We start from the raw sequence: 25,027 nt of genomic DNA, 5'->3' as shown, positions 1-25,027 counted from the left end.
TTAAAATGAATCGGGAGTTTTTGTTTTTACATTATTATCTAAAAACTATTCCTTCACAAATTTCGCATTAGCACTACCCTTTTCAGTATTTATTTTTACGAAATAAGTTCCTGCAGCTAAGTTGGAAACATCTATTGTATTTAAAGCATTTGTAGTTGCAATAACAATTTGCCCTAATTGATTGTAAATTTCAATCGAATTGATTGTTAAACCTTGTTTCGCTTGAATATTCAAAACATTTTTTGCTGGATTTGGATATAAAGTAAAATAATTTCCAAAATCATAATCTTGAGTGCTTAAAGCAGCAACAGTTGTTGTGTATGTATTCGTTGTTATCGGGAAATTATAATCGAAATAGATATTAGCATTATTGGTGAAAGTATCACCTAAAACTAAAGTTGGTTTCGTTTTAATTTTAAACACTACATAACCATCGTTAGTAGCGTCATTAAAATCTAAGTTGATGTTTTCAAAAATGAATTCTACTTTGTTTTCGTTAATTCTTGTGTAAAATTCATGACTGCTTTTTAAAGGAACTAAAGTTGCAATATCGAACTTAACCAAATCAATCATGTCTTTCACCACAATATTTTCTGCAGGATATGTTCCGGTATTTTCAAAACGAATGACATAATGTACATAATTCCCCACTTCAGTTGGTGTAATCGTTGTTCCTTGTAAACACGTTTTATCGTTTGGATCATAAGAACCTACTACTGTTTGATCTAACGCAAATATGTTATCAGTTGGTGTTCGATCTGTATTTGTTGTTGTAATTGTAGTTGTGTAATTCAAAACATCCCCATTATTTACAGCTGGTATTTCCATTGGAGAGTTTACATTAAAAACAATTTTAATCTCTCTAGTTTCGAAAGGTTGTAAATTAGTATAATTCCAAGTAAAACTATTCGAGGCAGAACTATTATAAACAGGATTAGAAGAAACATAATCCAATCTTACATCATCAAAAGTTAAACTTACAGAACCGTTTTCAATTTGATTCCCTTTATTTCTATATACTAATTTATAATCAGCATCAAAACCAGGACGAGCAGGATTAGTTGGTAATAAAACAACTTCAACATCAGATTTTAAACCATTAGCCGTAAAACAAAAATTCTGAATAAACGGACTTGCATTTGTTGGAAAATTCACTGAATAATTGGACGGTGAAATATTGAAATAAGTAGGGTTTTCAAGAACTGGTCTTATATTATAGGTACCTGCTTGAACTGGAACATAATAAACTCCTAAAGAATTTGAAATTAATGAACCTATATTTGTTCCATTTGTAATTCTAAATCTTAAATAAGAATAGTTGATATCTGATATATTGCAACCGTTATTGTCTAAATCAAATTTTGTATTTCCTGAAATTTCATAAAAAGTACCACTTGGCGTAAAAGAACAATAGGAATTTACATGACAAGTTGAAGTATAACCGTATTCATTAATTTTTTGTTGTACTGAAGGGAAATTAACTTCGTCAGCACAAATATATTGCAAATTAGGATTTCCATAAAAAAACAATTCTGCGTTATTATTTTTAAGTAATAAATAATTTAGTTGGTTGTTATAACACCATAAAGTTTGTAAATTTGACAAACCTGATAGATTTAAACTAGTCAATTGATTATTGAAGCAAGATAACATAATCAGATTAGATAAATCTAAAAGTTCTAAACTATTTAATTGGTTATTCTCACAATACAAAGTAGTTAAATTTGTCAAACCCGAAAGATTTAAACTAGTTAATTGGTTATTTTGACAACTTAATGTTGTTAAATTAGGAAAAATTGAAACATTTAAACTTGTCAATTGATTATAACCACATTTAAGTTGAGTTAAATTTATAAAATACTCAATCCCTCCTAGATTTGTAATATTTGAACTACTTAAATCTAAATATCTAGTTTGCTGTATTTCATCAACTGATATTTCATTATCATTATTCTGATCAATTCTATGATATGTTCCATTTGGAACAGCGAATGTTGAGGCAATAGTGTTAGTAGTATTCGCCGCCAATAACCTAGCCTTAAAATTAGCATCAGGAAAATTAATAATCTGCGCATTAGCTAAAAAATTAATCATCAAAAAGAATAAAAAGTAAAGTTTTTTCATTTGTAGGAAATTAAAGAAGCAAAAGTAAGATAAATCACTAAATATCAAAGCATAATCTAAAAATAATTTAAGCAAGAAATTTCCTCAAAATTCACTATTTTAGCGCCATGATAAAAGTCATTTTAATCGGTTCAGGAAATGTGGCGCAACACTTAATTCAAGTACTGTTGCAAGCTAAAAATGTGGATTTGGTGCAAGCATTTGCTCGTAGCCCAAGTCATTTGTCGCATTTGCTTACTGAGGACAAAATCACAGCTGATTATCAAAAAATTACGGAGGCTGATTTGTACATTATTTCAATTTCTGATAATGCTATTGCAGAAGTTTCTGAGCAATTACCTTTTGAAAATCGTTTGGTAGTACATACTTCGGGTTCGTCGGAACTTTCTGTTTTAAATGATAAGAATCGAAAAGGTGTTTTTTATCCGTTACAAACCTTTACTAAAGGTAAAGAAATCGACTTCGCTCCTATTCCTATTTGTTTAGAAGCTGAAAATGAAGCCGATTACCAACTTTTAGAAAAATTAGGCAATTGTATTTCGCAAAAAGTAGTCCGAATTAATTCCGAACAACGAAAAAGTTTGCACGTGGCTGCCGTTTTTGTTTGTAATTTTGTGAATCATTTGTACCAAATCGGAAATGAAATTTGTGAAGAAAACAATGTTCCATTTGAAGTATTACATCCGTTAATTCAGGAAACGGCTCATAAAATAACGGAACTTTCTCCGAAAGAAGCACAAACAGGTCCTGCCTTACGAAACGATACTAAAACCATTGAAAAACATTTGGATTTCTTAGAAAATCCAGAATATAAAAACCTATATCAATTACTTACAAAATCGATACAACATGTCAAAAAGTTATAAAGAACTCATGAACGAAATCACTACTTTCATCTTCGACGTAGATGGAGTGCTAACTGACGGAACTATTCACGTAACCCCAACAGGCGAAATGCTTCGCAACATGAATATTAGAGATGGTTATGCCATGAAAGCCGCTGTAGAAAATGGCTACACTGTTTGTATCATATCAGGCGGAAGCAACGAAGGTGTTCGTGTTCGTTTGAGAAATTTAGGAATTACAGATATCCATTTAGGCGTTCCAAACAAAGTAGAAACCTTCAAAGAATTCACAGAGATTTACAATATCAAACCCGAAAACGTGTTATATATGGGAGATGATATTCCAGATTATCACGTAATGCAGTTGGTAGGTTTACCAACGTGTCCGCAGAATGCAGTTCCAGAAATCAAAGGAATATCCAAATACATTTCACACGTAGAAGGCGGAAAAGGAGCCGTTCGTGATGTAATCGAACAAGTGATGAAAGTACAAGGCAAATGGATGGAACATTTTGATGCTAAGTTTGATTAATTGATGGAAGTTGGATGCTGGAAGATGGAAGTTTTTCTTAAAAGTGAAACGTCTCAGTGTATCTATTTCAACTCAATCCAAATCAAAAAATCTCTGTGAAGCTCTGTGTAAAAATCTGAAACTTGAAACAAAAATTAAAACATATAAGTCATGTAAGTAAAATTTAAGTTATATTTTACTTCAATTAAAGTTCATAAAAGATTTCTTTAATCTGTGTTCCGAAAAACCTGAAACTTGAAACTTTAAACCTGAAACAAAAAAACAAACATGAAATACTTAAAACTAATTCGATACCAAAATTTACTAATGCTAGCCTTTATGCAATTGGTATTTCGTTATTTATTTTTAGCACAATCGTATGTAGATTTAGCCTTAACCGATTTTAATTACATCTTGTTAATCTTTGCAACAGTGTGCATTGCCGCAGGTGGTTATGTCATCAATAATATTATGGATCAAGATACCGACGAAATTGCGAAACCTCAAAATCGTGTGGTTGGTGTTTCTGTAACTGAAACGGTGGCGTATAATTGGTACATTGGTTTAACAATTGTGGGTGTTGGAATTGGATTTTATCTTTCCAATGTGATTTACAAACCTACTTTTGCTTCCATGTTTATTTTGGTCGCTACGTTGCTCTATATGTATGCTACAAGTTTTAAACAAATTCCAGTTCTTGGAAATGTTGTAGTGGCATTGATGCTTTCTACAAGTATTATTATCATTGGATTATTCGATATTTTACCAGCAATTGATGCTGATAATCGTTTCCGAATGAAAGAAGCTTTCGATATTTTAATGCATTATGCTATTTTCGCTTTTATCATCAATTTAATTCGTGAAATTGTAAAAGACATGGAAGATATGGATGGCGATTATCAATCAGGAATTAATACGCTGCCTATTACTATCGGAGTTCAAAAAACTAAGATAATTGTTGGAGTTTTAACAGTAATTTCAATTGGTATTTTAGCTTACTATGTAAATTCTTATTTATTCGAATTGGATTACGTAGTGTATTATGCGATGATTTTAATTGTTGGCCCACTAATTTATTTCGGAGTGAAATTACTAAATGCTACAACTAAAAAAGAATTCCATCACTTGAGTTTGGTTTTGAAAATCATATTATTTTTCGGAATTTTATCAGTTGCAGTAATTGTTTACAATTTAAAATTAGCTAATGCTTAAAGATAAACTAAATAAAATCAACATCATTTTAGCTTCGGGTTCACCAAGGAGACAACAATTCTTTAAAGAAATGGATTTGCATTATACCATTCGCCTAAAAGAAATTGAAGAAATTTATCCCGAACATTTACAAGCAGAAGAAATCACTAATTTTTTAGCCAAATTAAAAGTGAGTACATTCGAAAATGAATTGAAAGAAAACGATGTTTTAGTCACTAGTGATACGATTGTTTGGTTAAACGGAAAAGCTTTGGGCAAACCAAAAGATTATGACGATGCGTTTAAAATGCTGCAGCAATTAGCCAACCAAACGCATGAAGTAATCACTTCAGTATGCTTGAAATCAATTGATAGAACAGATGTTTTTCATTGTGTGACCAAAGTTACTTTTGCCAATTTATCAGATGAAGCTATTCGATATTATCTAGATAATTACCAACCTTTTGATAAAGCTGGAAGTTACGGAATTCAAGATTGGATTGGTTTGGTCGGAATTTCAAAAATTGAAGGTTCTTATACGAATGTAGTAGGTTTACCAACCGAAATGTTATTTCAAAAATTAATGAATTATGCTTAAACTTATTCAAAATCCATACTTAGATCAAGAAATAGCAACATTAATAGTGTTAGTGGTCTATTTTATTTTACGATTTAGTTCAAATAAATTAGTTAGAAAATATGCTACTTTAAACGAAGTTTTAGAACATCGTACCAACCTAGTAATCAAATACATAAATTTACTATTAGGTATTTTAGCTTTGATTTCAATTGTAATTATTTGGGGTGTAAAAAAAGACCAAATTCTACTTTTTATCTCTTCTGTTTTTGCAGTTGTGGGAGTTGCTTCGTTTGCACAATGGTCCATTTTGAGTAACATTACAGCGGGAATTATTTTATTCTTTTCGTATCCTTTTAAAATTGGAGACAGAATTAAAATCCATGATAAAGATTTTCCTGTGGAAGGAGAAATAGACGATATAAAAGCTTTTTATGTCATTTTAAAATCTTCAGATGGAGAAATGATAACCTATCCAAACAATTTATTGATGCAAAAAGGAATTTCGGTACTGAAAAATAATCCAGAAGAAAAAGAATTTTTTGATTAAATCAACTTATAAAATAGTGTTAAAAAAGGAAGCAACTAAAACTTCCTTTTTTTTATTTCCTTATTTTTGAAACAAAACCATTGTAATGAACAGAAGCTTTACTTCAATATTTATATTTTTTGTTTCAATAATAGCATTCGCTCAAGCGCCACAAAAACTGAATTCAGTTGAAATTTATGAACAAGTTCAAAAACTAAATTTCTTAGGTAAAGTGCTGTATGTTGCCGCTCATCCTGATGATGAAAACACGAAGCTTATCACCTATTTTTCCAATCATTATCACGCACAAACCGCCTATTTATCTTTAACTCGTGGCGATGGCGGTCAAAATTTAATTGGAACCGAATTAAGAGAAAAATTAGGAGCAATTAGAACTCAAGAATTATTAGCTGCCAGAAGAATCGATGGTGGCGAGCAGTTTTTTACACGCGCCAACGATTTCGGATTTTCAAAAGAACCTAATGAAACTTTCGCCATTTGGAACAAAAACGAAGTCATGGAAGATGTTATTCAAGTGATTGAAACTTTCCGTCCTGATATCATTGTAAATCGTTTTAGCCACAACACACCAGGTACAACACACGGACATCACACAGCTTCGGCTATGTTGAGTTTAGAAGCGTATGATTTAGTAAAACACCAACCAAAACGCATTTTTTTCAACACGTCTTGGTGGTTTTATGGAAGTCAAGAAGCGTTTGATGCTGCCGATAAATCAAAATTATTAGCCATTAATTCCAATGTTTATTATCCGTTAAAAGGAAAAAGTAACAACGAAATTGCCGCTTTGAGTAGAAGTCAGCACAAATGTCAAGGTTTTGGAACACTTGGAAGTCGTGGCGATGAAACCGAATATTTAGAACTTTTAAAAGGTGATTTACCAAGTAATACCAATCTTTTCGAAGGAATTGATACCTCGTGGAATCGAGTAAAAGGTGGCAATGAAATTGGAAAAATTCTCTACGAAATTGAAAAGAATTTCAACTTTGGAAATCCGTCAGTTCATATTCCAAATTTGATTAAAGCGTATGATTTGATTCAAAAACTAGAAGATTCACATTGGAAAGACATCAAATCGAGACAAATTATTAAGATTATTGAAGCGTGTAGCGGTTTGTTTATGGAAGCCGTTGCCGATACTGAAACGACAACGAAAGATAGTAATTTCAACATCAATATCGAAGTCATTAACCGAAGTCAATCGAATGCAAAATTGATTTCTGTAAAAGCATTACAACTTCCACTCGAAACAAAAAATGCCGTTTTAAAAAATAATGAAAAAACAAGTTTGCAACTTAAAAATGTAATTATTGGAGAAACGGTTGATTATTCCAACTTGTTTTGGCTAAAAGAACAACAAACTGAAGGAATGTATCGTGTTTCGGATAAATCCATTCGAATTTTACCTGAAGTTTCATCTAATTTTCCGGTCGTTTTCACCATTGAAATTGAAGGAAAAACAATTGAATTCGTAAAGAACATTTGCTACAAATTCAATAATCCTGATGACGGAGAAACTTATGTTCCTTTTACCGTTTTACCAGATGTTACGACTAAAATTGAACCTGAAGTCATTATTTTTAACGGAACTCAATCTAAAGAAATTACAGTTTCAGTAAAAGCGCATAAAGCCAATGCAAAAGGCGTTTTATCGTTGAATATTCCGAATGATTGGAAAGTAAATCCAAAAGAAATTCCATTTGAAATTACCACCAAAAACGAAGAGAAAAAATTCACGTTTACACTTTATCCAACCAAACCCGAAATTGCTACAAAGTTGAGTGCAAAAGCTCAAATTGGCAATCAAACATTTGATGATAAATTAATTGCGATTCAATATCCACATATTCCAAAACAAACCATTTTAGTGCCTTCTGAATCTAAATTAGTAAAATTAGATATTGAAACTAAAGGCAAAAATATTGGATACATTATGGGCGCTGGCGACGAAGTAAACAAGAATTTAGAAAATCTTGGATTTAAAGTTTCTACGATTAATCCGAACGAAATTTCAATAGAAAAACTACAACAATTTGATGCTGTAATCTTAGGAATCCGAGCTTTTAACGTTGTTGATGAATTAAAATATAAGAATAAAATTTTGTTTCAATATGTAGAAAAAGGTGGTAATTTAATTATTCAATACAACACGACTAATAATTTGGTTACCAAAGAAATAGCTCCATATAATTTAGAGCTTTCAAGAGATAGAGTTACTGATGAAAATGCTAAAGTTACTTTCTTAGCACCAAGTCATAAAGTTCTTAATCAACCGAATAAAATCACTGAAAAAGATTTCACTGGTTGGGTACAAGAACAAGGTTTATACTATCCAAACAAATGGAGTTCAGAATTTATTCCTATTTTAGCTTCCAATGATGAAGGTGAATCTTCAAAAACAGGTGGTTTAGTAATTGCAAAATTTGGTAAAGGAAATTATATTTATACAGGTTTGAGTTTCTTTAGAGAATTACCAGAAGGCGTTAGTGGCGCTTATCGATTACTAGCAAACATGATTGCATTAGACAAATAAAATTGCGATGGAACAACAAAAACACAAATGGAAAAAAAGTTATAGCATCGTATTGATACTAAATGCTATATACATTTTAATTTTCTATTTACTAATGGAAATATACAACTAATATGGAAGTTTTAGATTGGATTGTATTATCCACTACCCTATTTTTTATCGTGATTTATGGTGCTTTGAAAACCAAAGGAAGCGCCAATGTAAAAGACTATTTACTAGACAACAACGAAACCCCATGGTTTACAGTTGGTGTTTCAGTCATGGCTACGCAAGCAAGTGCGATTACTTTTTTATCCACACCTGGGCAAGCCTATCATGACGGAATGGGATTTGTGCAATTCTATTTTGGTCTTCCATTAGCTATGATTGTAATTGCGTATACTTTTATTCCAATTTATCACAGATTAAAAGTATATACGGCTTACGAATATTTAGAACAACGTTTTAACATTCAAACTCGAACGTTAGCTGCTATTTTATTCCTAATCCAAAGAGGTTTAGGAACTGGAATCACTATGTATGCTCCTTCTATCATTTTGTCAGCATTATTAGGTTGGAATTTGAATATGCTAAACATTATCATTGGAATTTTAGTGATTGTTTACACCGTAACAGGTGGAACAAAAGCAGTGAATGTGACTCAAAAACAACAAATGTTTGTGATTATGAGTGGTATGTTCATCATTTTCTTCTACATTTTAGCGAATTTACCTCAAGAAGTTGATCTTTCAAATGTGTTGCACATTGCTGGTGCCAATGGAAAAATGGATATTTTAGATTTTTCTTATAATCCAGAAACACGTTATACCTTTTGGAGCGGAATTACAGGAGGATTTTTCCTAATGCTTTCCTACTTTGGAACCGATCAATCGCAAGTAGGTCGTTATCTTTCTGGAAAATCTGTAAAAGAAAGCCAAATGGGATTAATCATGAACGGATTGTTGAAAGTTCCGATGCAATTTTTTATTCTTTTAACTGGAGTTTTGGTGTTTGTTTTCTTTCAATTTAACGATGCGCCTTTGCATTTTAACCCAACTAATGTTGAAAAAGTAAAAACATCTGAACAAAAAGAAGCCTACGAAAATTTAGAAAAAAAATTAACGGAATTAAACACCGATAAAAAAATTGTCAATCAAATCTATATTGAACAATTAAAACATAACGAATACGACAATCCGATTCTAAAAAAACAAATGGTAGCGCTTTCTTTAAAGGAGAAAGATTTGAGAGAAAAAGCCAAAGTGGTCATTTCTAAAGTAGATGAGAAAACTGAAACCAACGATAAAGATTATGTTTTTCTGTATTTTATCTTAAACTATCTTCCAAAAGGACTTTTAGGTTTGCTTTTAGCTGTAATCTTTAGCGCAGCCATGTCTTCGAGTGCTTCGGGTTTAAATTCTTTAGGAGCAACTTCAGCTATTGATATTTACAAACGAAATGTCAATGCTAAATCAGACAAACATTATGTGTATGCAACGCAATATTTTACCGTATTTTGGGGAATCGTCGCAATCGGATTTGCTTGTGTTAGTTCGTTGTTTGAAAACTTAATTCAATTGGTAAATATCATTGGTTCTATTTTCTACGGAACAGTTTTAGGGATTTTCTTAATTGGATTCTATATCAATTATGTAAAAGGCAAGGCTGTTTTTATTGCAGCATGCATTAGTCAGTCAGCAATTTTCTATATTTTTTATTTAGATGTTGTTGGTTATTTGTGGTTGAATTTTATTGGAGCTTTACTTACAATCGGGTTATCACTAGTTCTTCAGAAAATATTTAACAAATCAGATATATAAAAAAAGTCCCGAAATATTTCGGGACTTTTTTTTTGAATTAACATTAACTATTATTTTGACCATTCAGCAATGCTGTCTTTGTTCATTTTTTCATAATCACCGTTTCCTGCTTTTGTTGCTAATGCTAACGATTCTTTTGCTGTAGCAATAGCTCCTTTTTTATCACCAGATTTTGCCTGAATTAACGATTTTAATCTCAAATACCAGAAAGGAACATCTTGTCCTTTTGGAGAATTAGAAATAGCACTATTTACCCAAGACAACGCTTTTGTCATATCACCATTAGTTTGGTAAAAATATTGAGCCGCTGAAAAATAATCACCTGCAGATGGACCAGCTAACGTTTTTTCAATACTTTTCATTGCCATATCCTGAGTAGGAACAGAAAATGGAATAGCTACCAATGTTCTCTCCCAAGATAATTCAATAACTCCAGTATCATTCGTTAAATTGTTCAAGAAAATAGAAAATGACTCAACCGATTTGTTTAATGTTTCTGGCTTCAAACTAACTTTCAAAGCCACGTTTGTTTCGTCCCAATTTTCAGGTAACCCCCAATTATTAATGTCTTTGTAAAAAATGACATCCCAACTATCTGCCTTTGGAGTTGTAAATAATGCATACTTTCCTTTTTTAAGATCTTTTCCAGCCACTTTTACATCTTCACTAAAAGAAATCGTGGTATTTGCATTTGCACCTGTTCTCCACATTTTTCCAAAAGGAACTAAATCACCATAAACGGTTCTTCCTTTTGCACTCGGTCTAGAGTATTCTACTTGTACAGTTGTAAGTCCAACAACTTGTTCAACTTTTGCTAATGGACTCGATTGAGGCGTTTTTACTTGTGCTTCCACAACAAAATTGGCTAGTACAACAGCCAACATAACAATAATTTTTCTCATAGGATTTGTTTTTAGATTTCCAAAATTACAAATTGTATTAGAATCAAATGTTAATTTAAACTTAAATGAATATTTTTTGTTTAATTTAATACAACAAAGATTAAACAAATTTATATCTTTACAAAAAAATAAATATGAAAATATATAGATTGCATACCAAACAAAATTTACCAATCAGCATCGACAAAGCTTGGGAACTTTTATCTGATCCTAAAAATTTGCAATTAATTACTCCTGATTACATGGGATTTAAAATTCTTTCTGGAGCAGACAGACCAATGTTTCCTGGGCAAATTATTCAATATATAGTGACTCCAGTTTTAGGAATTCCAACGAAATGGGTAACAGAAATTACTCATGTGGTTGACAAACAGTATTTTGTAGACGAACAACGTTTTGGTCCCTATGCATTATGGCATCACAAACATTTCATCAAAGAAATTCCTGGTGGTGTTGAAATGGAAGATATTGTAGATTATAAAGTGCCTATGGGAATTTTTGGTCAACTTATTCATCCTATTTTAGTGAAACCTAAACTAGAAGAAATATTTGAATACCGAAGAAAAAAATTAATTGAATTATTTGGCGAATTTAAAGGATAACATCATGAAAAACATATTATTAATAGGCGGTTCCTACGGAATAGGTTTAGCAATTGTACAAGAACTACAAAACGAAAATAACATCTTTGTAGCTTCCAGAACCAATGAAAATTTAGCAGGTTTAAACGTTACACATATTCCGTTTGACGCTTCGACAGATACTTTAGATACATCAAAATTACCTGCAATTTTAGATGGTTTGGTATATTGTCCTGGAAGTATTAATTTACGTCCGTTTAGAGGATTAAAACCGGAAGCTTTTGAAGCCGATTTACAAATTAATTTCATTAGTTTAGTAAAAGTAATTCAAGCGGTTTTACCGAATTTGACAGCTGATGAACAATCGAGCATTGTACTTTTTAGTAGCGTTGCTGCTTCTATGGGAATGCCATTTCATACCAGTGTGGCAGCGGCAAAAGGTGCAATTGAAGGTTTTGCAAAAGCTTTAGCAGCAGAATATGCTCCAAAAATAAGAGTTAACGTAATTGCGCCATCATTAACCGATACTCCTTTAGCCGACAAATTCTTAAACAACGAAACCAAACAAGAAAAATCGGCCGAACGTCATCCGTTAAAACGATTTGGAAAACCAGAAGACAGCGCACAAATGGCAAGCTTCTTATTAAGTGATAAAAGCAGTTGGATTTCAGGACAAATTTTCCATGTTGATGGCGGTATGTCAACATTATTAGTAAACGGATAACAATTTAAAATATGAACATTTTTTGGTTTAGACGCGATTTAAGAATAGAAGACAATGTAGGACTTTTTCATGCTTTGAATAGTAATGAAGAAGTATTACCTATTTTTATTTTTGACGAAATTATTTTATCGCAACTTCCAAAAGATGATGCTCGCGTTACTTTTATTCACGAACAATTAGAAAAAATTCAGTCAGAATTGAATAAAATTGGTAAATCATTAGCAGTTTTTAATGGAAATCCAATTGAAGTTTTTACCAAATTAATTTCCGAAAATAAAATTACGTCCGTTTATACCAATCACGATTACGAACCTTACGCTCGCAAGCGCGATAAGGAAATGAATCAATTATTTGTAGCCAATGAAATTTCATTTTTAACTTCCAAAGATCAGGTGATTTTTGAGAAAAGTGAAGTCGTAAAAGATGATGGAACGCCTTACGTAGTCTACACTCCTTATTCTAAAAAATGGAAGGAGAATTTTAGAAAAATCAAGTTAGTTCATTACAATTCGGAAGACAAATTGGATAAGATTGTGAATCACTCCTACCCTTTTTTATCGTTGGCAGACATTGGTTTTGAAAAATCGAATATAAAAGTTTCTGATTTTGATGTTTCCGAGAATTTAATTCAGAATTACGAAGCAACTCGGAATTTTCCAGCTTTAAATAAAACTTCTTATTTAGGAATTTACCTGAGATTTGGTGCGGTTTCTATTCGAAAAATGATTGCAAAAGCCATTGCAGAAAAGAACGAAACTTTTTGGAATGAATTGATTTGGCGTGAATTCTTCATGCAAATTTTATGGCATTTTCCACATACAAAAAATGCCAGTTTTCGACCAAAATACGATGCCATTACTTGGGATAACAATGAAGATTTATTTCAAAAATGGTGTCAAGGAAAAACAGGTTATCCTTTTGTAGATGCTGGAATGCGCGAATTAAACACAACTGGTCACATGCACAATCGCGTGCGTATGATTGTAGCAAGTTTTCTATGCAAACATTTATTAATCGATTGGCGTTGGGGCGAAACTTATTTTGCTCAAAAACTATTAGATTACGAAATGGCTAGTAACGTTGGAAATTGGCAATGGGCCGCTGGTTCTGGTGTAGATGCCGCGCCATATTTCCGAATTTTCAACCCAACAGAACAAATCAAGAAGTTTGATAAAGACTTAAAATATATTAGAAAATGGGTTCCTGAATTGGAAACCCAATATTATCCAAAACCAATTGTAGACCACAAAGAAGCTCGAGAACGTTGCTTAAAAGTGTATAAAGAAGCGGTTGGATAAAAATAGCGTTGCCCTAAACACTATAAAAAAACCTAAAAATGAAAGTTGTTTGGTTCAAGAGAGATTTGCGTTTGCACGATCATGAAGCCTTACATGAAGCCTTATCGACTTCGGGCAAAACTTTATTGCTTTATATTTTTGAACCTTCGCTGATGAAAGATTATCATTATAGTCAACGTCATTTCGATTTTATAAAACAATCGTTAGAAGCGCTTCAAAAAGAATTGCAAAAATATCACACACAAATTTTAATTGTTCAAGGCGAAGCTGTGCCTGTATTTGAAAAACTGACACAACTAATTTCAATTCGAGAAATTTATTCTCATCAAGAAACAGGTATAAAACTCACTTACGAAAGAGATTTAGCTGTAGCTGAATTGCTTAAAGAAAAAGGAATCATCTGGAAAGAATACATTACAAATGGTGTCATTCGTGGCATCAAAAACCGAAAAACTTGGAAAGAAGATTGGTATGATTACATGGATAAAGATTGTTTACCATTTCAACCAACGCCAAGAAGTTTTGTGAAATATATTGAAATTGAAGAGTTAGAAAATGCTTTTGATGTTCCTTCGATTAAAACAATTAACAATACTAATTTTCAAAAAGGTGGCGTTCCAACGGCAATACGTTATATGCATTCTTTCTTTGAAGAACGTGTGCAAAATTATAGCATTCACATTTCAAAACCCGAATTAGGCAGAAAAGGTTGTAGTCGATTATCGCCTTATATTGCTTGGGGAAATTTATCTATTCGACAAGTGTATACCAAAGCTTGGGAAATTCATCAACAAGGAAAATTCAAACGTCAGATTTCTAATTTTGCTTCTCGTTTGCGTTGGCAAGCTCATTTTATTCAGAAATTTGAAATGGAAAGTACTATGGAATTTATTGCAGTAAATAAAGGCTATCGCAATCTGAATCAAAGAGTTAACGAAAAATATCACAAGGCGTGGATAACTGGAAAAACAGGTGTTCCATTAGTTGATGCTTGCATGCGCTGTTTGAATACGACTGGTTATTTGAATTTTAGAATGCGCGCTTTGGTGGTTTCGTTTTACACGCATCATTTGTTCCAACCTTGGCAAAATTGCAGTCCGCATTTGGCACAACAATTTTTGGATTTTGAACCTGGAATTCATTATCCGCAAATTCAAATGCAAGCAGGTGTGACTGGAATTAATACGTTGCGCGTTTATAATCCCGTAAAAAACTCTTACGAACACGATGCTGATGGCACTTTTATCAAAAAATGGATTCCTGAATTAGCAAATATTCCAGCAGAATTTATTCATGAACCATGGAAATTAACTCCAATTGAACAAATGTTGTATGATTTTCAGATAGGTAGAGATTATCCAATTCCAATTGTGAATTTGGAAGAAGCACGTAAATTTTCGAGTGATTTCTTTTGGTCGATGCGAAAAGACGAATCCGTCAAAAAAGATAGCAAACGAATAGTCGAAAAACACACGTTTCAAGATAGAGAAATGAGTTAGTTTAAATCACGAACTTTCTCAAAATTCAATTCGTTAAAGTGCTGAATCACCACATTTGATTTTGATAAATCTTGATTTTTAGAATGAAAACTATTGTAACCCACACAAAAAATTCCAGCTGAAACTGCAGCTTGAATTCCGTTTGTACTGTCTTCAATTACAATACAATTTTCTTTTGGAGCAATTGATAAACTCGCAGCATGTTCAAAAATAGCAGGATGTGGTTTTGATTTTGGAAAATCTTCTCCCGAGACAATATGGGTAAAATATTGATGCAAATTAAAACGAGTAAATACTCGGTTAATCGTAACATTTGAAGCTGAAGAAGCCACAATTAGTTGGATTCCGTTGTCGTGTAAATCTTTGATTAAATCTTCTACTCCATCAATCAAATACAAATCTTCCTTTGAATCGAAAGCATCATTAAAAAGATTTCGCTTGGTTAAAATCAAATCTTCAACCTCTTCTACTAAATTGAATTGTGCTTTTAATTTCTGAAAAATATTACGAGTTGAATTTCCGGTAAACGAAGCATACATTTCGGAAGTTACTTCAATGTTTAATTGCTTAAAATGTTGGTGATAGGCATAATGGTGAACCGGTTCGGTATCTACAATTACGCCATCCATATCAAAAATTACAGTTTGTATCATTATTATAATCGTTAAAATCTAAAATATTTTTTGGAACACAGATTAAAGAAATTATGAAAATTTTTAAAATTTCTCCAATCTGTGTTCCTAACAAGTTATATCATTGAAAATTAGAATTCAAATTCTTTGCCGTCATCGGCTAAAAGTACGTTTTCAAAAATAGTTTGTGCCTCTGTTTTAAAAGGTTCAATGGAACCATATCTTGTGGAATAATGTCCTAAAATCAGTTGCTTTACATTGGCTAATTTCGCAATTTGAGCCGCTTCTTTTGCAGTAGCATGTTTGGTTTTCTCAGTATATTGCATTTCAGAGTCCAAGAAAGTAGATTCGTGATACAACACATCGACATCTTTAATAATTGGAACAATGGATTCGTCATACAAAGTATCACTACAAAAAGCATAGCTCATAGGTGCATCTGGTGGAAACGAAAGTAATTCATTATCAATCACTTCACCCGAATCTAAGGTTACATTACCTCCTGATTTGATTTTATCAAAATACACTTTCTCAATTTTGTATTTCGCAACCGCTTCGATATTCAAATGGCGTTTTCCTAGCTTTTCTTGAAATAAAAATCCGTTTGTATACACACGATGATTTAACGGAATGGTTTTTACAATTACGGCATCATCTTCAAATACCACTTCACTTTCTTTGGATTCTAATTCATGGAAATACAAATTGTAACCCGTAAATGAACCTGAAGCACGCAATTGCAACAAAATAATTTCTTTGATTCCTTTTGGACCATAAACGTGCAAATCATTTTCGCGATTTAGCAACATAAAAGTCGAAATTAGACCTATTAATCCATAAAAATGATCGCCGTGTAAATGCGAAATAAAGATATGATTAATACGAGAAAACTTGATTTTATGCTTGCGCAATTGCACTTGCGTTCCTTCGCCACAATCGATTAGAAACAAATGGTTTTTTATGTCTAAAACTTGTGATGTTGGGTTGGTTATGGTTCTTGGAGTAGCTGCGTAACAGCCGAGTATTTGTAGTTTCAAGGTTAAAAAGTTTCAAGTTTCAGGTTTCAAGTTTTTCTTCCAACTTCCATCACCCAGCATCCATCATTAAAATCCTAAATCGCGTTCAATTTCGTCCATTTCAATCATGTCGTGGGCTTCTAAAACGGAAGGAACTACGTTTAAATAATTGGGAACTTTATCAAAATCAACTTCGTCAGAAACGACAATCATTGATTTTTTTGCTTTTTTATGTGTTTTAGCTAATTCTTTAAAATGAACTAAATCAGCATTAGCAAGGGTTTTATTGTGCGATACATCCAAAATTAAATTCTGACCTTGAAACACATGATATTCATTGGTGATTTTACCCACAAAGGCTTCCACATTATTTTGTGTATCTTTGATGATGGTGGTATGTCCTTTTTGATCTACTTTCATTTTGGTGGTATTACTGATATACTGCTAATATAATAAATTAATTCTTAATCTTACTTGCCAATAAATAAATTACCGCCATACGAACCGCAACTCCATTTTCTACCTGATTTAAAATCACGGATTGCTGTGAATCGGCTACATCTGAAGTGATTTCTACTCCTCTGTTGATTGGTCCTGGGTGCATGATTACGATTTCTTTATTAAGTGAATCTAATAATTCTTTGGTTACACCATATTGTTGCGTGTATTCTCTTGTGGTTGGAAAATAACTCACATCTAAACGTTCGTTTTGAACGCGTAACATATTAGCTACATCTGCCCATTCTAAAGCTTTACGTAAATTTGGTTCAACCGTTACTCCAAGTGATTCAATGTATTTAGGAATCAATGTTTTTGGTCCGCAAACTTTTACTTCTGCGCCTTGCATTTGTAAAGCGAAGATATTGGATAACGCTACTCTTGAATGTAAAATATCACCCACAATTACGATTTTCTTTCCGCCAACATCGCCTAATTTTTCTCTAATCGTAAAACTATCTAACAAGGCTTGTGTTGGATGTTCGTGAGCTCCATCTCCAGCATTTACAATACTTGCACTAACGTTTTGAGATAAAAAGTGAGCCGCTCCAGGACTGCTATGACGCATAACCACCATATCTACTTTCATAGATAAAATATTGTTTACTGTGTCAATCAAAGTTTCTCCTTTTTTAACTGAAGATTGTGCTGCCGAAAAACTAATGACATCCGCCGAAAGTCGTTTTTGAGCTAATTCGAAAGATAATTTGGTTCTCGTACTGTTTTCGAAGAAAATGTTGGCAATCGTAACATCTCGTAATGATGGTACTTTTTTAATTGGTCGATTGATTACTTCTTTGAAATGGTCAGCCGTTTCGAAGATTAAATCGATATCTTGTTTTGTAATGTGTTTTATTCCGATTAAATGATTTACTGATAATTCTTTCATTTATATGTAGTTGTGTGTTTGTAGTTATGTTATTTTGTGATTAGGTAAACGGCATCTTCTCCATCGTTTTCTAGCCATTTTACTAATACTTTTTCATTATTTATAGCATCTACTTGTCTTCCTCTATAATCGGGTTGAATAGGTAAATGGCGGCTAAATCTTCTATCAATTAAGGTTAAAAGTTCCACTTCTGATGGTCTTCCAAAGGATTGAATGGCTGTTAAAGCAGCGTTAATACTTCTTCCAGTATATAAAACATCATCAATAAAAACTACTTTTTTATCTTCAACTAAAAAATCGATTTGGGTTTTGTTGGCCTCCAATGGCTTTTCACCTCTTCTAAAATCATCGCGAAAGAACGTAATGTCCAAAAATCCCAATTGAATGTTGGAAACTTGGTATTCTGATTCTAAAATTTGTTTGATTCTTTCGGCTAAAAATTTACCTCGAGGTTGTAAACCGATTAAGATAGTATTTGAGAAATCTAAATGATTTTCAATTAGTTGACAAGCTAATCGATGCAAGATAATGTGTACTTCTTTTGAAGTGAGCAAAACTTTTTGACTCATAGTGTGTTGTTTGTACAAATTTAGAATTTATATTTCTAATAGCAATTGTATTGTAAAAAAAATCCCGTTACTAAAACTAGCAACGGGAATGATATTAAGAATACATTTTTTGTCTTAATTCTTTGATTTTGTCATCTTCTAAATATTCATCAAATGTCATGTATCTGTCGATTGCGCCATTTGGTGTTAATTCTAAGATTCTGTTTCCTACGGTTTGCGCAAATTCGTGGTCATGTGTAGTAAATAATACTGAACCTTTGAAATTATTCAATGAATTATTAAAAGCCGTAATCGATTCTAAGTCCAAGTGATTCGTTGGTTCATCTAGCATCAAAACGTTTGCTCTAATCATCATCATACGAGACAACATACAACGCACTTTTTCTCCTCCTGATAAAACGTTACATTTTTTTAAGGCTTCTTCACCAGAGAAAATCATTTTTCCTAAGAATCCACGAACATAAACTTCATCGCGCTCTTCTTCGGTTTTTACCCATTGACGTAACCAATCTACCAAGTTTAAATCAACTCCATCAAAATATTCATGATTATCTACTGGTAAATACGATTGTGTTGTAGTGATTCCCCAATCAAATGTTCCTGAATCTGGAGTCATTTTATTGTTTAGGATTTCATAAAAAGCAGTTGTTGCTCTCGAATCTTTAGAGAAAACTACAATTTTATCGCCTTTCGCCATGTTTAAATCTACATTTTTAAACAAAGTTTCTCCATCAACTGAAGCTGATAAATCTTGCACGTTTAAAATTTGATCTCCTGCTTCTCTTTCTACATCGAAAATAATTGCTGGATATCTTCTGCTTGAAGGTTTAATCTCGTCTAAATTTAATTTTTCAATCATTTTTTTACGAGAAGTAGCTTGTTTCGATTTTGCCACATTCGCACTAAAACGACGGATAAATTCTTCTAATTCAGCTTTTTTCTCTTCAGCTTTCTTATTCTGTTGAGCTTTTTGACGGGCTGCTAATTGCGAAGACTCGTACCAAAACGTATAATTTCCAGAATAATGTGTGATTTTTCCAAAATCGATATCTGAAACATGTGTACAAACCGCATCTAAAAAGTGACGGTCATGCGAAACCACTAAAACCGTATTTTCATAATTTGCTAAGAAATTCTCTAACCAACCGATGGTTTCAAAATCCAAATCGTTGGTAGGCTCATCCATAATCAACACATCTGGATTTCCGAATAAAGCTTGTGCTAATAAGACACGAACTTTTAGTTTACCATCCAAATCAGCCATCAAAGTATAATGATGTTCTGCGCCAATTTCTAAGTTAGATAACATAGTGGCAGCATCGCTTTCTGCATTCCAACCGTTCATTTCGTCAAACTGCAATTGCAATTCTCCAATTCTGTTGGCATTTTCGTCGGTATAATCGGCATACAAAGCATCCATTTCTGTTTTAATAGCATGCAATACTTTATTTCCCATCAAAACTGTTTCTAAAACAGTGTGTTCGTCAAATAAGTTGTGATTTTGGTTTAAAACCGACATACGTTTTCCTGGCTCAAGAATAACCCTTCCAGACGTTGGTTCCATCTCACCTGCAATAATTTTCATAAAGGTAGATTTCCCAGCACCATTGGCTCCAATGATTCCATAGCAGTTACCTTGTGTGAACGTTGTATTTACTTCATCGAATAAAATTCGTTTCCCAAATTGAACCGATAAATTTGAAACTGTTAACATTTTTGTATTTTTTTATAAAACTGTTGCAAAAGTAGTAAAAATAGTAGATTTTTGAACGCTTTATTTATAATTTATATAGGTTTATTTTAACTGATTGTTAACAAGCTAATTTGATTATAACTAATACATTTGTTTAGAATTTAATAATCTATTTAATGATTAAGAATTACATAAAATACTTTTTGCCCCTATCTATTATTCTTTTTTCTACTTTAACCTCTTGTAAAAAGGTATTTGAAGAGGACAACTATATTGCCTATTTTGGTGGAGAAATTTTAAATCCGCAAGATAAGTTTATATTATTCATGAAAGATAACGAAGTAATCGATACTATTTTTTTAGATAAAAATAATCGTTTTATGCACAAATTTGATTCGTTAGCTCCAGGTTTATATACTTTTAAGCACAATCCTGAATATCAATATATTTATTTTGACAAGAACGATAGTTTGATGGTTCGAGTAAATACATTTGATTTTGATAATTCTGTTGTTTTTTGTGGAAGAGGTGATGAAAAGAATAATTTTTTAATGGAATTATACCTTAAAAATGAAGCCGATAGATCATTGATGTTTGATGTATTTGACAGAGATGTAAAAGGTTTTGAAAAAAATATAGATTCGAGTTTTGCAATTAGAAAATCATTTTACTTAAAGAAAAAGGCTGAAATTGGTTGGGACGAGAATTTCGATTTAATTGCAAAAGCTTCTTTAGATTTTCATCATATTACAAAAAAAGAAATTTATCCTTACGCACACCAATTTAGAACGGGTGAAAATATTAGAACCAAATTACCAAAGAACTATTATGAACATCGTAAAGAAGTTGATTTTAATAATGCTGTTCTAACAAATTATTCTCCGTATATAAAATTTGTAAGTTCAATGTTAAATAATGTTGCTTTACAAAGTAATACGCAAGATTTGAATGAAAATTCATTAGAAAATAACATTACAAAACTAAACATTACCGATACTTTGATTAAAAGTGAAAAGGTGAAAAATGTAGTTTTAAACAATGTTGCCATGATGTACTTGTTGGAAGATCAAAACATGTACAATAATCAAAAATTCATTCAACGCTATTTAGAACTGTCAACTGATGTTGAACAAGAAAAAGAAATTTCGGAAATTTACAATTCGGTACAAAACTTAAAAGTAGGTAACAAATTACCAAAAATTGATTTGATTGACAGCAACAATCAAGTTTATGATTTACAAACATCTTTAAAAAAACCAACTGTTTTATTCTTTTGGACAACACCAGCTGAATCACACATTACTGCTGCTCACAAAAAAGCAAAAGAATTTAAAGCAAAGTATCCAAATTATGATTTTATTGCTATCAATATAAATGATACCGATTCTAAATGGAAAAATGCAATTAAAAAGCACAATTTAACTTCCAACAAGGAACTCCATGCTGTTGATTTTGAAGCCCTAAAAAAACAATGGGTAATTACAAAAGTACACCGTGTGATTATACTTAATGCTGATGGAACTATCAAAAATGGGTTTGCAAATTTCTTTGATGTGAATTTTGAAGAAAGTTTGAAATAATATTGTTATTTAAAAAATGTTCTATATTTTTAAAATGTGATACGTTCGCGAGTACTCAAGAACTTCCTCATAAAAAAAGCGTTCTGATTAGAACGCTTTTTTGTTTTTATATACTTGAGAAATTATTTATTTCCTTTTTCGTAATCTGCAATAAACTGAGCAATTCCGATATCAGTTAAAGGATGTTTTAATAACCCCGTAATTGATGATAAAGGTCCAGTCATAACATCAGCTCCAATTTTAGCACAGTTAATCACGTGCATTGTGTGACGCACAGAAGCTGCTAAAATTTGAGTTTCGAATCCATAGTTATCATAAATTTGACGAATTTCATCAATTAAATTTAAACCGTCTGTAGAAACATCATCTAATCTTCCTAAGAAAGGCGAACAATAAGTTGCTCCAGCTTTTGCAGCTAATAAAGCTTGTCCTGCAGAGAAAATCAAAGTAACATTCGTTTTAATTCCTTTATCTGAGAAATATTTACATGCTTTTACACCTTCTTTAGTCATAGGTAATTTCACTACGATTTGTTCGTGTAAGTCAGCTAACTCCTCACCTTCTCTAATCATACCTTCTAAATCCATTGCATTTACTTCTGCACTTACATCACCGTCAACAATGTTACAAATATCTACGTAGTGTTTTAGGATATTGTTTTTTCCTGTAATGCCTTCTTTAGCCATTAACGATGGGTTTGTGGTAACGCCATCTAAAATTCCTAATTCTTGTGCTTCTTTAATTTGCTCTAAATTAGCTGTGTCAATAAAAAATTTCATCTTTTTTAAATTTTAAAGTATTGTGTGTTGTTTTGAAATGCAAAAGTAAGAATTCAAAATGCAATGACAATGACAATTTCAAAAATCAATTTAAAAAATAAAATACTTTTGTTAAATAATTGATAATGAACTTGATATTGAATTTTGATGTTATTAAAGTTTATAATGATTCATCAACATTTTTTCATAGACCTTATCAGGCAAAATGCGTTTTAAAACGATGGAAAACTTTTGCATGAAAGCCCCAACTTTATAATGTACTTTTGGTTTTTTAGTTTGGATGACAGCAAAAATAGCTTCTGCCATTTCGTTTGGATTGCTACCACTATCCACGTGCGAATCCATTTCTTTTAAGGTGTTTCCGTAAGGAACTTCGTAAGCCGAACCTTGTACCACTGGTGCATGATAACGTCCTGCCGCAATATTAGTAGCGAAATCACCTGGAGCTACATTGGTAATTTGGATTCCGAACGATTTTACTTCCATTCGTAAAGCTTCGGTAATTAATTCTAAAGCGCCTTTTGAAGCCGAATAAATGCCACGATAAGGCAATCCCATATATCCTGCAATAGAGGTAATATTAATGATTAAACCTGATTTTTGTTCTCGCATTTGAGGTAAAACCGCTTTCATTACTTCGATTGGCCCAAATAAATTCGTCTCGAAATTATTTCGTATTTCTTCGGTTGGGATTTCTTCAATTGGACCTGTAATTCCAACTCCAGCATTATTAATTACAATATCCAATCGTCCTGATTTCTGGATAACTTCGGCTACACAATTCACAATACTTTGCTTATCGCGAACATCCAAAGCTACTAATGGAAATATCGAATTCGTGATTTTTTCAGGATTTCGGCTCGTACCATACACTACAAAACCTTTTTGATGCAAAAACTCGCCTATTGATTTTCCAATTCCTGATGAACCACCTGTAATTAATACTACTTTACTCATTTTAGTGTGAATTATAGTGCGAAAATACGGCTTTATATTATTTCAAGGAAATTCCTAACCCAACTTTCTCCGAAAGCAGCACTTTTCCTTTTTCGATGGTACTTCCAAAAGCGATATCGTTACCAATTAAATTCGCACCATCTAAATCTACATAATCCACTAACGGAACTAAAACGGCTCCGGCTGAAATTCCTACGGTAGATTCGGTCATGCAACCAATCATGATTTTGAAATTGTTGGCTTGTGCTTCTTTGATTAGTTGTAAAGCTGGAGTTAATCCGCCTGTTTTGACTAATTTGATATTGATGGTTTTATAATGCGATTTTAAATCGGAAAGTTTGGTTTGTTCTTGGCAATCTTCGTCTGCCATCCAATTCGCAAATTTAGATGCATTCAAATGGGAATAATTTGAAATTCCGATTTTCATTGGTTGTTCAATGTAAATAAATTGAGCTGATAACGGATTTTCTTCCAATTGCTGACATTCGGAAATAGAGAAGCTTCCATTAGCATCTAAAGCAATTTCTTTTTCGCAATTCAGTAATAAATTCAATGCTTTTTCATCGTAATGATTCCATTTTACTTTGAATTTATTCCAATCGGATTTTGCGATTTTTTGCAATTGTTCTTCGATAGGTGCCACACTTATTGTGATGGAAGATTCGGGTAATTGTTGTATTTCAATCGAATTTAATTCTAAGAAACTCTTGTTTTCTAACTTTCCGAATAAATCCCAATACGCACAATCTAAAGCCGAACGTAAGAAAGAATGCAATTGTAAACTTTCCAAAAATGCATAAAATTCAGAAGGATGTTTTAGGGAATGTTTTTCGATTTGGATTTGAATTTCGGCTAATTTCTGAGTGAAATCGGCTAAATTAATTCCGTAGTAATCAATCGCTGTGCATTCTCCATAACCTATTTTTCCGTTTTTGGAAAGCGAAATTATTAAGGCTTCTCTGAATGAGTAACTTCCATAACTAATTGAAAACGTTTCTTTTAGTTGTAAGCGAACAATTTGCCAAGTGATTTGCATAGGAATTAGAATTGGTGTAAAAATAAAAAATCCCGAACAATCGGGACCACAATTCAAAAGAAATAAAAAATGGCAAGCGACCTACATCGCACCGCTACAACCACATACCTTTGCTGTGTTCCCACCCTGGAGGAGTCTGCAGGAGCTGGTCGTGTAGGACTTGCCGATGCAAATATACAACCTTTTTATATTTTTGCAAGGCAATTGTGAGTATAAAAAATCATTGTATATTTACCTTATTAAA

General features: G+C 32.3%; 23 protein-coding genes and 1 other RNA gene. 12 read left to right on the top strand and 12 right to left on the bottom strand.

The genetic code is table 11. From position 1 onward, the window contains the following. Nucleotides 1-45: 45 nt before the first annotated feature. On the bottom strand, nucleotides 46-2,124 hold the full coding sequence (locus M9Q43_RS04370) for a T9SS type A sorting domain-containing protein (protein WP_262317749.1): 2,079 nt from the start codon (nucleotides 2,122-2,124) through the stop codon (nucleotides 46-48). A gap of 107 nt (nucleotides 2,125-2,231) precedes the next feature. Here M9Q43_RS04370 and M9Q43_RS04365 point away from each other — a divergent pair, with 107 nt between their 5' ends. From M9Q43_RS04365 to M9Q43_RS04335, 7 genes are all read left to right on the top strand, one after another. Continuing rightward, entirely contained in the window at nucleotides 2,232-2,990 is a 759-nt protein-coding gene (locus M9Q43_RS04365) for a Rossmann-like and DUF2520 domain-containing protein (RefSeq protein ID WP_262317748.1), read from the top strand. Then, nucleotides 2,974-3,501: a KdsC family phosphatase gene (locus M9Q43_RS04360; RefSeq protein ID WP_262317747.1), complete on the top strand. Its 528-nt coding sequence runs from the start codon at nucleotides 2,974-2,976 to the stop codon at nucleotides 3,499-3,501. Before M9Q43_RS04365 ends, M9Q43_RS04360 begins: the two co-directional genes overlap by 17 nt. Before the next feature lie 267 nt (nucleotides 3,502-3,768). After that, a complete protein-coding gene (locus M9Q43_RS04355) occupies nucleotides 3,769-4,692 on the top strand; it encodes a geranylgeranylglycerol-phosphate geranylgeranyltransferase (RefSeq protein ID WP_262317746.1) in 924 nt (307 codons plus the stop codon). Then, nucleotides 4,685-5,269 (top strand): Maf family nucleotide pyrophosphatase, encoded by a 585-nt coding sequence (locus M9Q43_RS04350; RefSeq protein WP_262317745.1) that lies wholly within the window; start codon nucleotides 4,685-4,687, stop codon nucleotides 5,267-5,269. The genes M9Q43_RS04355 and M9Q43_RS04350 overlap by 8 nt, the downstream gene beginning before the upstream one ends. Then, complete coding sequence (locus M9Q43_RS04345) at nucleotides 5,262-5,798, top strand: mechanosensitive ion channel domain-containing protein (RefSeq protein WP_262317744.1); 537 nt, start codon at nucleotides 5,262-5,264, stop codon at nucleotides 5,796-5,798. The genes M9Q43_RS04350 and M9Q43_RS04345 overlap by 8 nt, the downstream gene beginning before the upstream one ends. An 85-nt stretch (nucleotides 5,799-5,883) precedes the next feature. After that, nucleotides 5,884-8,331: a PIG-L family deacetylase gene (locus tag M9Q43_RS04340; protein WP_262317743.1), complete on the top strand. Its 2,448-nt coding sequence runs from the start codon at nucleotides 5,884-5,886 to the stop codon at nucleotides 8,329-8,331. 113 nt (nucleotides 8,332-8,444) lie between these two features. Continuing rightward, the gene (locus M9Q43_RS04335) at nucleotides 8,445-10,130 is read left to right on the top strand and encodes a sodium:solute symporter (protein ID WP_262317742.1); all 1,686 of its coding nucleotides are present in this window, start codon (nucleotides 8,445-8,447) and stop codon (nucleotides 10,128-10,130) included. A gap of 50 nt (nucleotides 10,131-10,180) precedes the next feature. On the opposite strand, the gene M9Q43_RS04330 is transcribed toward M9Q43_RS04335, so the two are convergent. Continuing rightward, nucleotides 10,181-11,032 (bottom strand): DUF2911 domain-containing protein, encoded by an 852-nt coding sequence (locus M9Q43_RS04330; protein WP_262317741.1) that lies wholly within the window; start codon nucleotides 11,030-11,032, stop codon nucleotides 10,181-10,183. A gap of 134 nt (nucleotides 11,033-11,166) precedes the next feature. Between M9Q43_RS04330 and M9Q43_RS04325 the strand changes: the two genes are divergently transcribed. The 4 genes from M9Q43_RS04325 to M9Q43_RS04310 are packed head-to-tail and all read left to right on the top strand — an operon-like array spanning nucleotide 11,167 to nucleotide 15,134. Next, nucleotides 11,167-11,634 (top strand): SRPBCC family protein, encoded by a 468-nt coding sequence (locus tag M9Q43_RS04325; RefSeq protein ID WP_262317740.1) that lies wholly within the window; start codon nucleotides 11,167-11,169, stop codon nucleotides 11,632-11,634. A 4-nt stretch (nucleotides 11,635-11,638) separates the two neighbouring features. Continuing rightward, nucleotides 11,639-12,337 carry an SDR family NAD(P)-dependent oxidoreductase gene (locus tag M9Q43_RS04320; RefSeq protein WP_262317739.1) on the top strand — a complete coding sequence of 233 codons (699 nt, stop codon included), beginning with the start codon at nucleotides 11,639-11,641 and terminating at the stop codon, nucleotides 12,335-12,337. Between the two features lie 11 nt (nucleotides 12,338-12,348). Further along, entirely contained in the window at nucleotides 12,349-13,635 is a 1,287-nt protein-coding gene (locus tag M9Q43_RS04315) for a cryptochrome/photolyase family protein (RefSeq protein ID WP_262317738.1), read from the top strand. A gap of 38 nt (nucleotides 13,636-13,673) precedes the next feature. Beyond that, complete coding sequence (locus M9Q43_RS04310; protein ID WP_262317737.1) at nucleotides 13,674-15,134, top strand: FAD-binding domain-containing protein; 1,461 nt, start codon at nucleotides 13,674-13,676, stop codon at nucleotides 15,132-15,134. Here the strand turns inward: M9Q43_RS04310 and M9Q43_RS04305 are convergent. The 6 genes from M9Q43_RS04305 to M9Q43_RS04280 form a co-directional block, all read right to left on the bottom strand. After that, the gene (locus M9Q43_RS04305; RefSeq protein ID WP_262317736.1) at nucleotides 15,131-15,787 is read right to left on the bottom strand and encodes an HAD family hydrolase; all 657 of its coding nucleotides are present in this window, start codon (nucleotides 15,785-15,787) and stop codon (nucleotides 15,131-15,133) included. The genes M9Q43_RS04310 and M9Q43_RS04305 overlap by 4 nt on opposite strands. Nucleotides 15,788-15,897: 110 nt before the next feature. Then, entirely contained in the window at nucleotides 15,898-16,803 is a 906-nt protein-coding gene (locus M9Q43_RS04300; RefSeq protein WP_262317735.1) for a ribonuclease Z, read from the bottom strand. Between the two features lie 66 nt (nucleotides 16,804-16,869). Further along, the gene (locus M9Q43_RS04295; RefSeq protein WP_262317734.1) at nucleotides 16,870-17,202 is read right to left on the bottom strand and encodes a ribonuclease Z; all 333 of its coding nucleotides are present in this window, start codon (nucleotides 17,200-17,202) and stop codon (nucleotides 16,870-16,872) included. A 37-nt stretch (nucleotides 17,203-17,239) separates the two neighbouring features. Then, a complete protein-coding gene (locus tag M9Q43_RS04290; protein ID WP_262317733.1) occupies nucleotides 17,240-18,169 on the bottom strand; it encodes an aspartate carbamoyltransferase catalytic subunit in 930 nt (309 codons plus the stop codon). A 29-nt stretch (nucleotides 18,170-18,198) separates the two neighbouring features. Beyond that, nucleotides 18,199-18,738 carry a bifunctional pyr operon transcriptional regulator/uracil phosphoribosyltransferase PyrR gene (gene pyrR, locus M9Q43_RS04285; RefSeq protein WP_166236036.1) on the bottom strand — a complete coding sequence of 180 codons (540 nt, stop codon included), beginning with the start codon at nucleotides 18,736-18,738 and terminating at the stop codon, nucleotides 18,199-18,201. Between the two features lie 94 nt (nucleotides 18,739-18,832). After that, complete coding sequence (locus M9Q43_RS04280; RefSeq protein ID WP_262317732.1) at nucleotides 18,833-20,452, bottom strand: ABC-F family ATP-binding cassette domain-containing protein; 1,620 nt, start codon at nucleotides 20,450-20,452, stop codon at nucleotides 18,833-18,835. A 155-nt stretch (nucleotides 20,453-20,607) separates the two neighbouring features. On the opposite strand from M9Q43_RS04280, the gene M9Q43_RS04275 reads away from it, so the two are divergent. Then, a complete protein-coding gene (locus M9Q43_RS04275) occupies nucleotides 20,608-22,011 on the top strand; it encodes a TlpA family protein disulfide reductase (protein WP_262317731.1) in 1,404 nt (467 codons plus the stop codon). A gap of 122 nt (nucleotides 22,012-22,133) precedes the next feature. On the opposite strand, the gene fsa is transcribed toward M9Q43_RS04275, so the two are convergent. The 4 genes from fsa to ffs all read right to left on the bottom strand — a co-directional run bounded on the left by fsa (nucleotide 22,134) and on the right by ffs (nucleotide 24,949). After that, a complete protein-coding gene (gene fsa / locus M9Q43_RS04270) occupies nucleotides 22,134-22,790 on the bottom strand; it encodes a fructose-6-phosphate aldolase (protein WP_026726663.1) in 657 nt (218 codons plus the stop codon). Nucleotides 22,791-22,943: 153 nt separating this feature from the next. Next, entirely contained in the window at nucleotides 22,944-23,747 is an 804-nt protein-coding gene (locus M9Q43_RS04265) for an SDR family oxidoreductase (protein ID WP_262317730.1), read from the bottom strand. Nucleotides 23,748-23,784: 37 nt separating this feature from the next. Continuing rightward, nucleotides 23,785-24,783 (bottom strand): enolase C-terminal domain-like protein, encoded by a 999-nt coding sequence (locus tag M9Q43_RS04260; protein ID WP_262317729.1) that lies wholly within the window; start codon nucleotides 24,781-24,783, stop codon nucleotides 23,785-23,787. 68 nt (nucleotides 24,784-24,851) lie between these two features. After that, nucleotides 24,852-24,949, bottom strand: an RNA gene (gene ffs, locus M9Q43_RS04255) — signal recognition particle sRNA small type. Between the last annotated feature and the right edge of the window lie 78 nt (nucleotides 24,950-25,027).

The sequence above is a fragment of the Flavobacterium odoriferum genome (assembly GCF_025499515.1).
Taxonomy (GTDB): Bacteria; Bacteroidota; Bacteroidia; order Flavobacteriales; family Flavobacteriaceae; genus Flavobacterium; species Flavobacterium odoriferum.
This window is presented reverse-complemented; position numbering and strand designations above follow the sequence as displayed.

Excerpts from the sequence above, each read along its gene's own strand:
- M9Q43_RS04370 (WP_262317749.1), bottom strand. The coding sequence starts at position 2,124 with ATGAAAAAACTTTACTTTTTATTCTTTTTGATGATTAATTTTTTAGCT.
- M9Q43_RS04365 (WP_262317748.1), top strand. The coding sequence starts at position 2,232 with ATGATAAAAGTCATTTTAATCGGTTCAGGAAATGTGGCGCAACACTTA.
- M9Q43_RS04360 (WP_262317747.1), top strand. The coding sequence starts at position 2,974 with ATGTCAAAAAGTTATAAAGAACTCATGAACGAAATCACTACTTTCATC.
- M9Q43_RS04355 (WP_262317746.1), top strand. The coding sequence starts at position 3,769 with ATGAAATACTTAAAACTAATTCGATACCAAAATTTACTAATGCTAGCC.
- M9Q43_RS04350 (WP_262317745.1), top strand. The coding sequence starts at position 4,685 with ATGCTTAAAGATAAACTAAATAAAATCAACATCATTTTAGCTTCGGGT.
- M9Q43_RS04345 (WP_262317744.1), top strand. The coding sequence starts at position 5,262 with ATGCTTAAACTTATTCAAAATCCATACTTAGATCAAGAAATAGCAACA.
- M9Q43_RS04340 (WP_262317743.1), top strand. The coding sequence starts at position 5,884 with ATGAACAGAAGCTTTACTTCAATATTTATATTTTTTGTTTCAATAATA.
- M9Q43_RS04335 (WP_262317742.1), top strand. The coding sequence starts at position 8,445 with ATGGAAGTTTTAGATTGGATTGTATTATCCACTACCCTATTTTTTATC.
- M9Q43_RS04330 (WP_262317741.1), bottom strand. The coding sequence starts at position 11,032 with ATGAGAAAAATTATTGTTATGTTGGCTGTTGTACTAGCCAATTTTGTT.
- M9Q43_RS04325 (WP_262317740.1), top strand. The coding sequence starts at position 11,167 with ATGAAAATATATAGATTGCATACCAAACAAAATTTACCAATCAGCATC.
- M9Q43_RS04320 (WP_262317739.1), top strand. The coding sequence starts at position 11,639 with ATGAAAAACATATTATTAATAGGCGGTTCCTACGGAATAGGTTTAGCA.
- M9Q43_RS04315 (WP_262317738.1), top strand. The coding sequence starts at position 12,349 with ATGAACATTTTTTGGTTTAGACGCGATTTAAGAATAGAAGACAATGTA.
- M9Q43_RS04310 (WP_262317737.1), top strand. The coding sequence starts at position 13,674 with ATGAAAGTTGTTTGGTTCAAGAGAGATTTGCGTTTGCACGATCATGAA.
- M9Q43_RS04305 (WP_262317736.1), bottom strand. The coding sequence starts at position 15,787 with ATGATACAAACTGTAATTTTTGATATGGATGGCGTAATTGTAGATACC.
- M9Q43_RS04295 (WP_262317734.1), bottom strand. The coding sequence starts at position 17,202 with ATGAAAGTAGATCAAAAAGGACATACCACCATCATCAAAGATACACAA.
- M9Q43_RS04290 (WP_262317733.1), bottom strand. The coding sequence starts at position 18,169 with ATGAAAGAATTATCAGTAAATCATTTAATCGGAATAAAACACATTACA.
- pyrR (WP_166236036.1), bottom strand. The coding sequence starts at position 18,738 with ATGAGTCAAAAAGTTTTGCTCACTTCAAAAGAAGTACACATTATCTTG.
- M9Q43_RS04280 (WP_262317732.1), bottom strand. The coding sequence starts at position 20,452 with ATGTTAACAGTTTCAAATTTATCGGTTCAATTTGGGAAACGAATTTTA.
- M9Q43_RS04275 (WP_262317731.1), top strand. The coding sequence starts at position 20,608 with ATGATTAAGAATTACATAAAATACTTTTTGCCCCTATCTATTATTCTT.
- fsa (WP_026726663.1), bottom strand. The coding sequence starts at position 22,790 with ATGAAATTTTTTATTGACACAGCTAATTTAGAGCAAATTAAAGAAGCA.
- M9Q43_RS04265 (WP_262317730.1), bottom strand. The coding sequence starts at position 23,747 with ATGAGTAAAGTAGTATTAATTACAGGTGGTTCATCAGGAATTGGAAAA.
- M9Q43_RS04260 (WP_262317729.1), bottom strand. The coding sequence starts at position 24,783 with ATGCAAATCACTTGGCAAATTGTTCGCTTACAACTAAAAGAAACGTTT.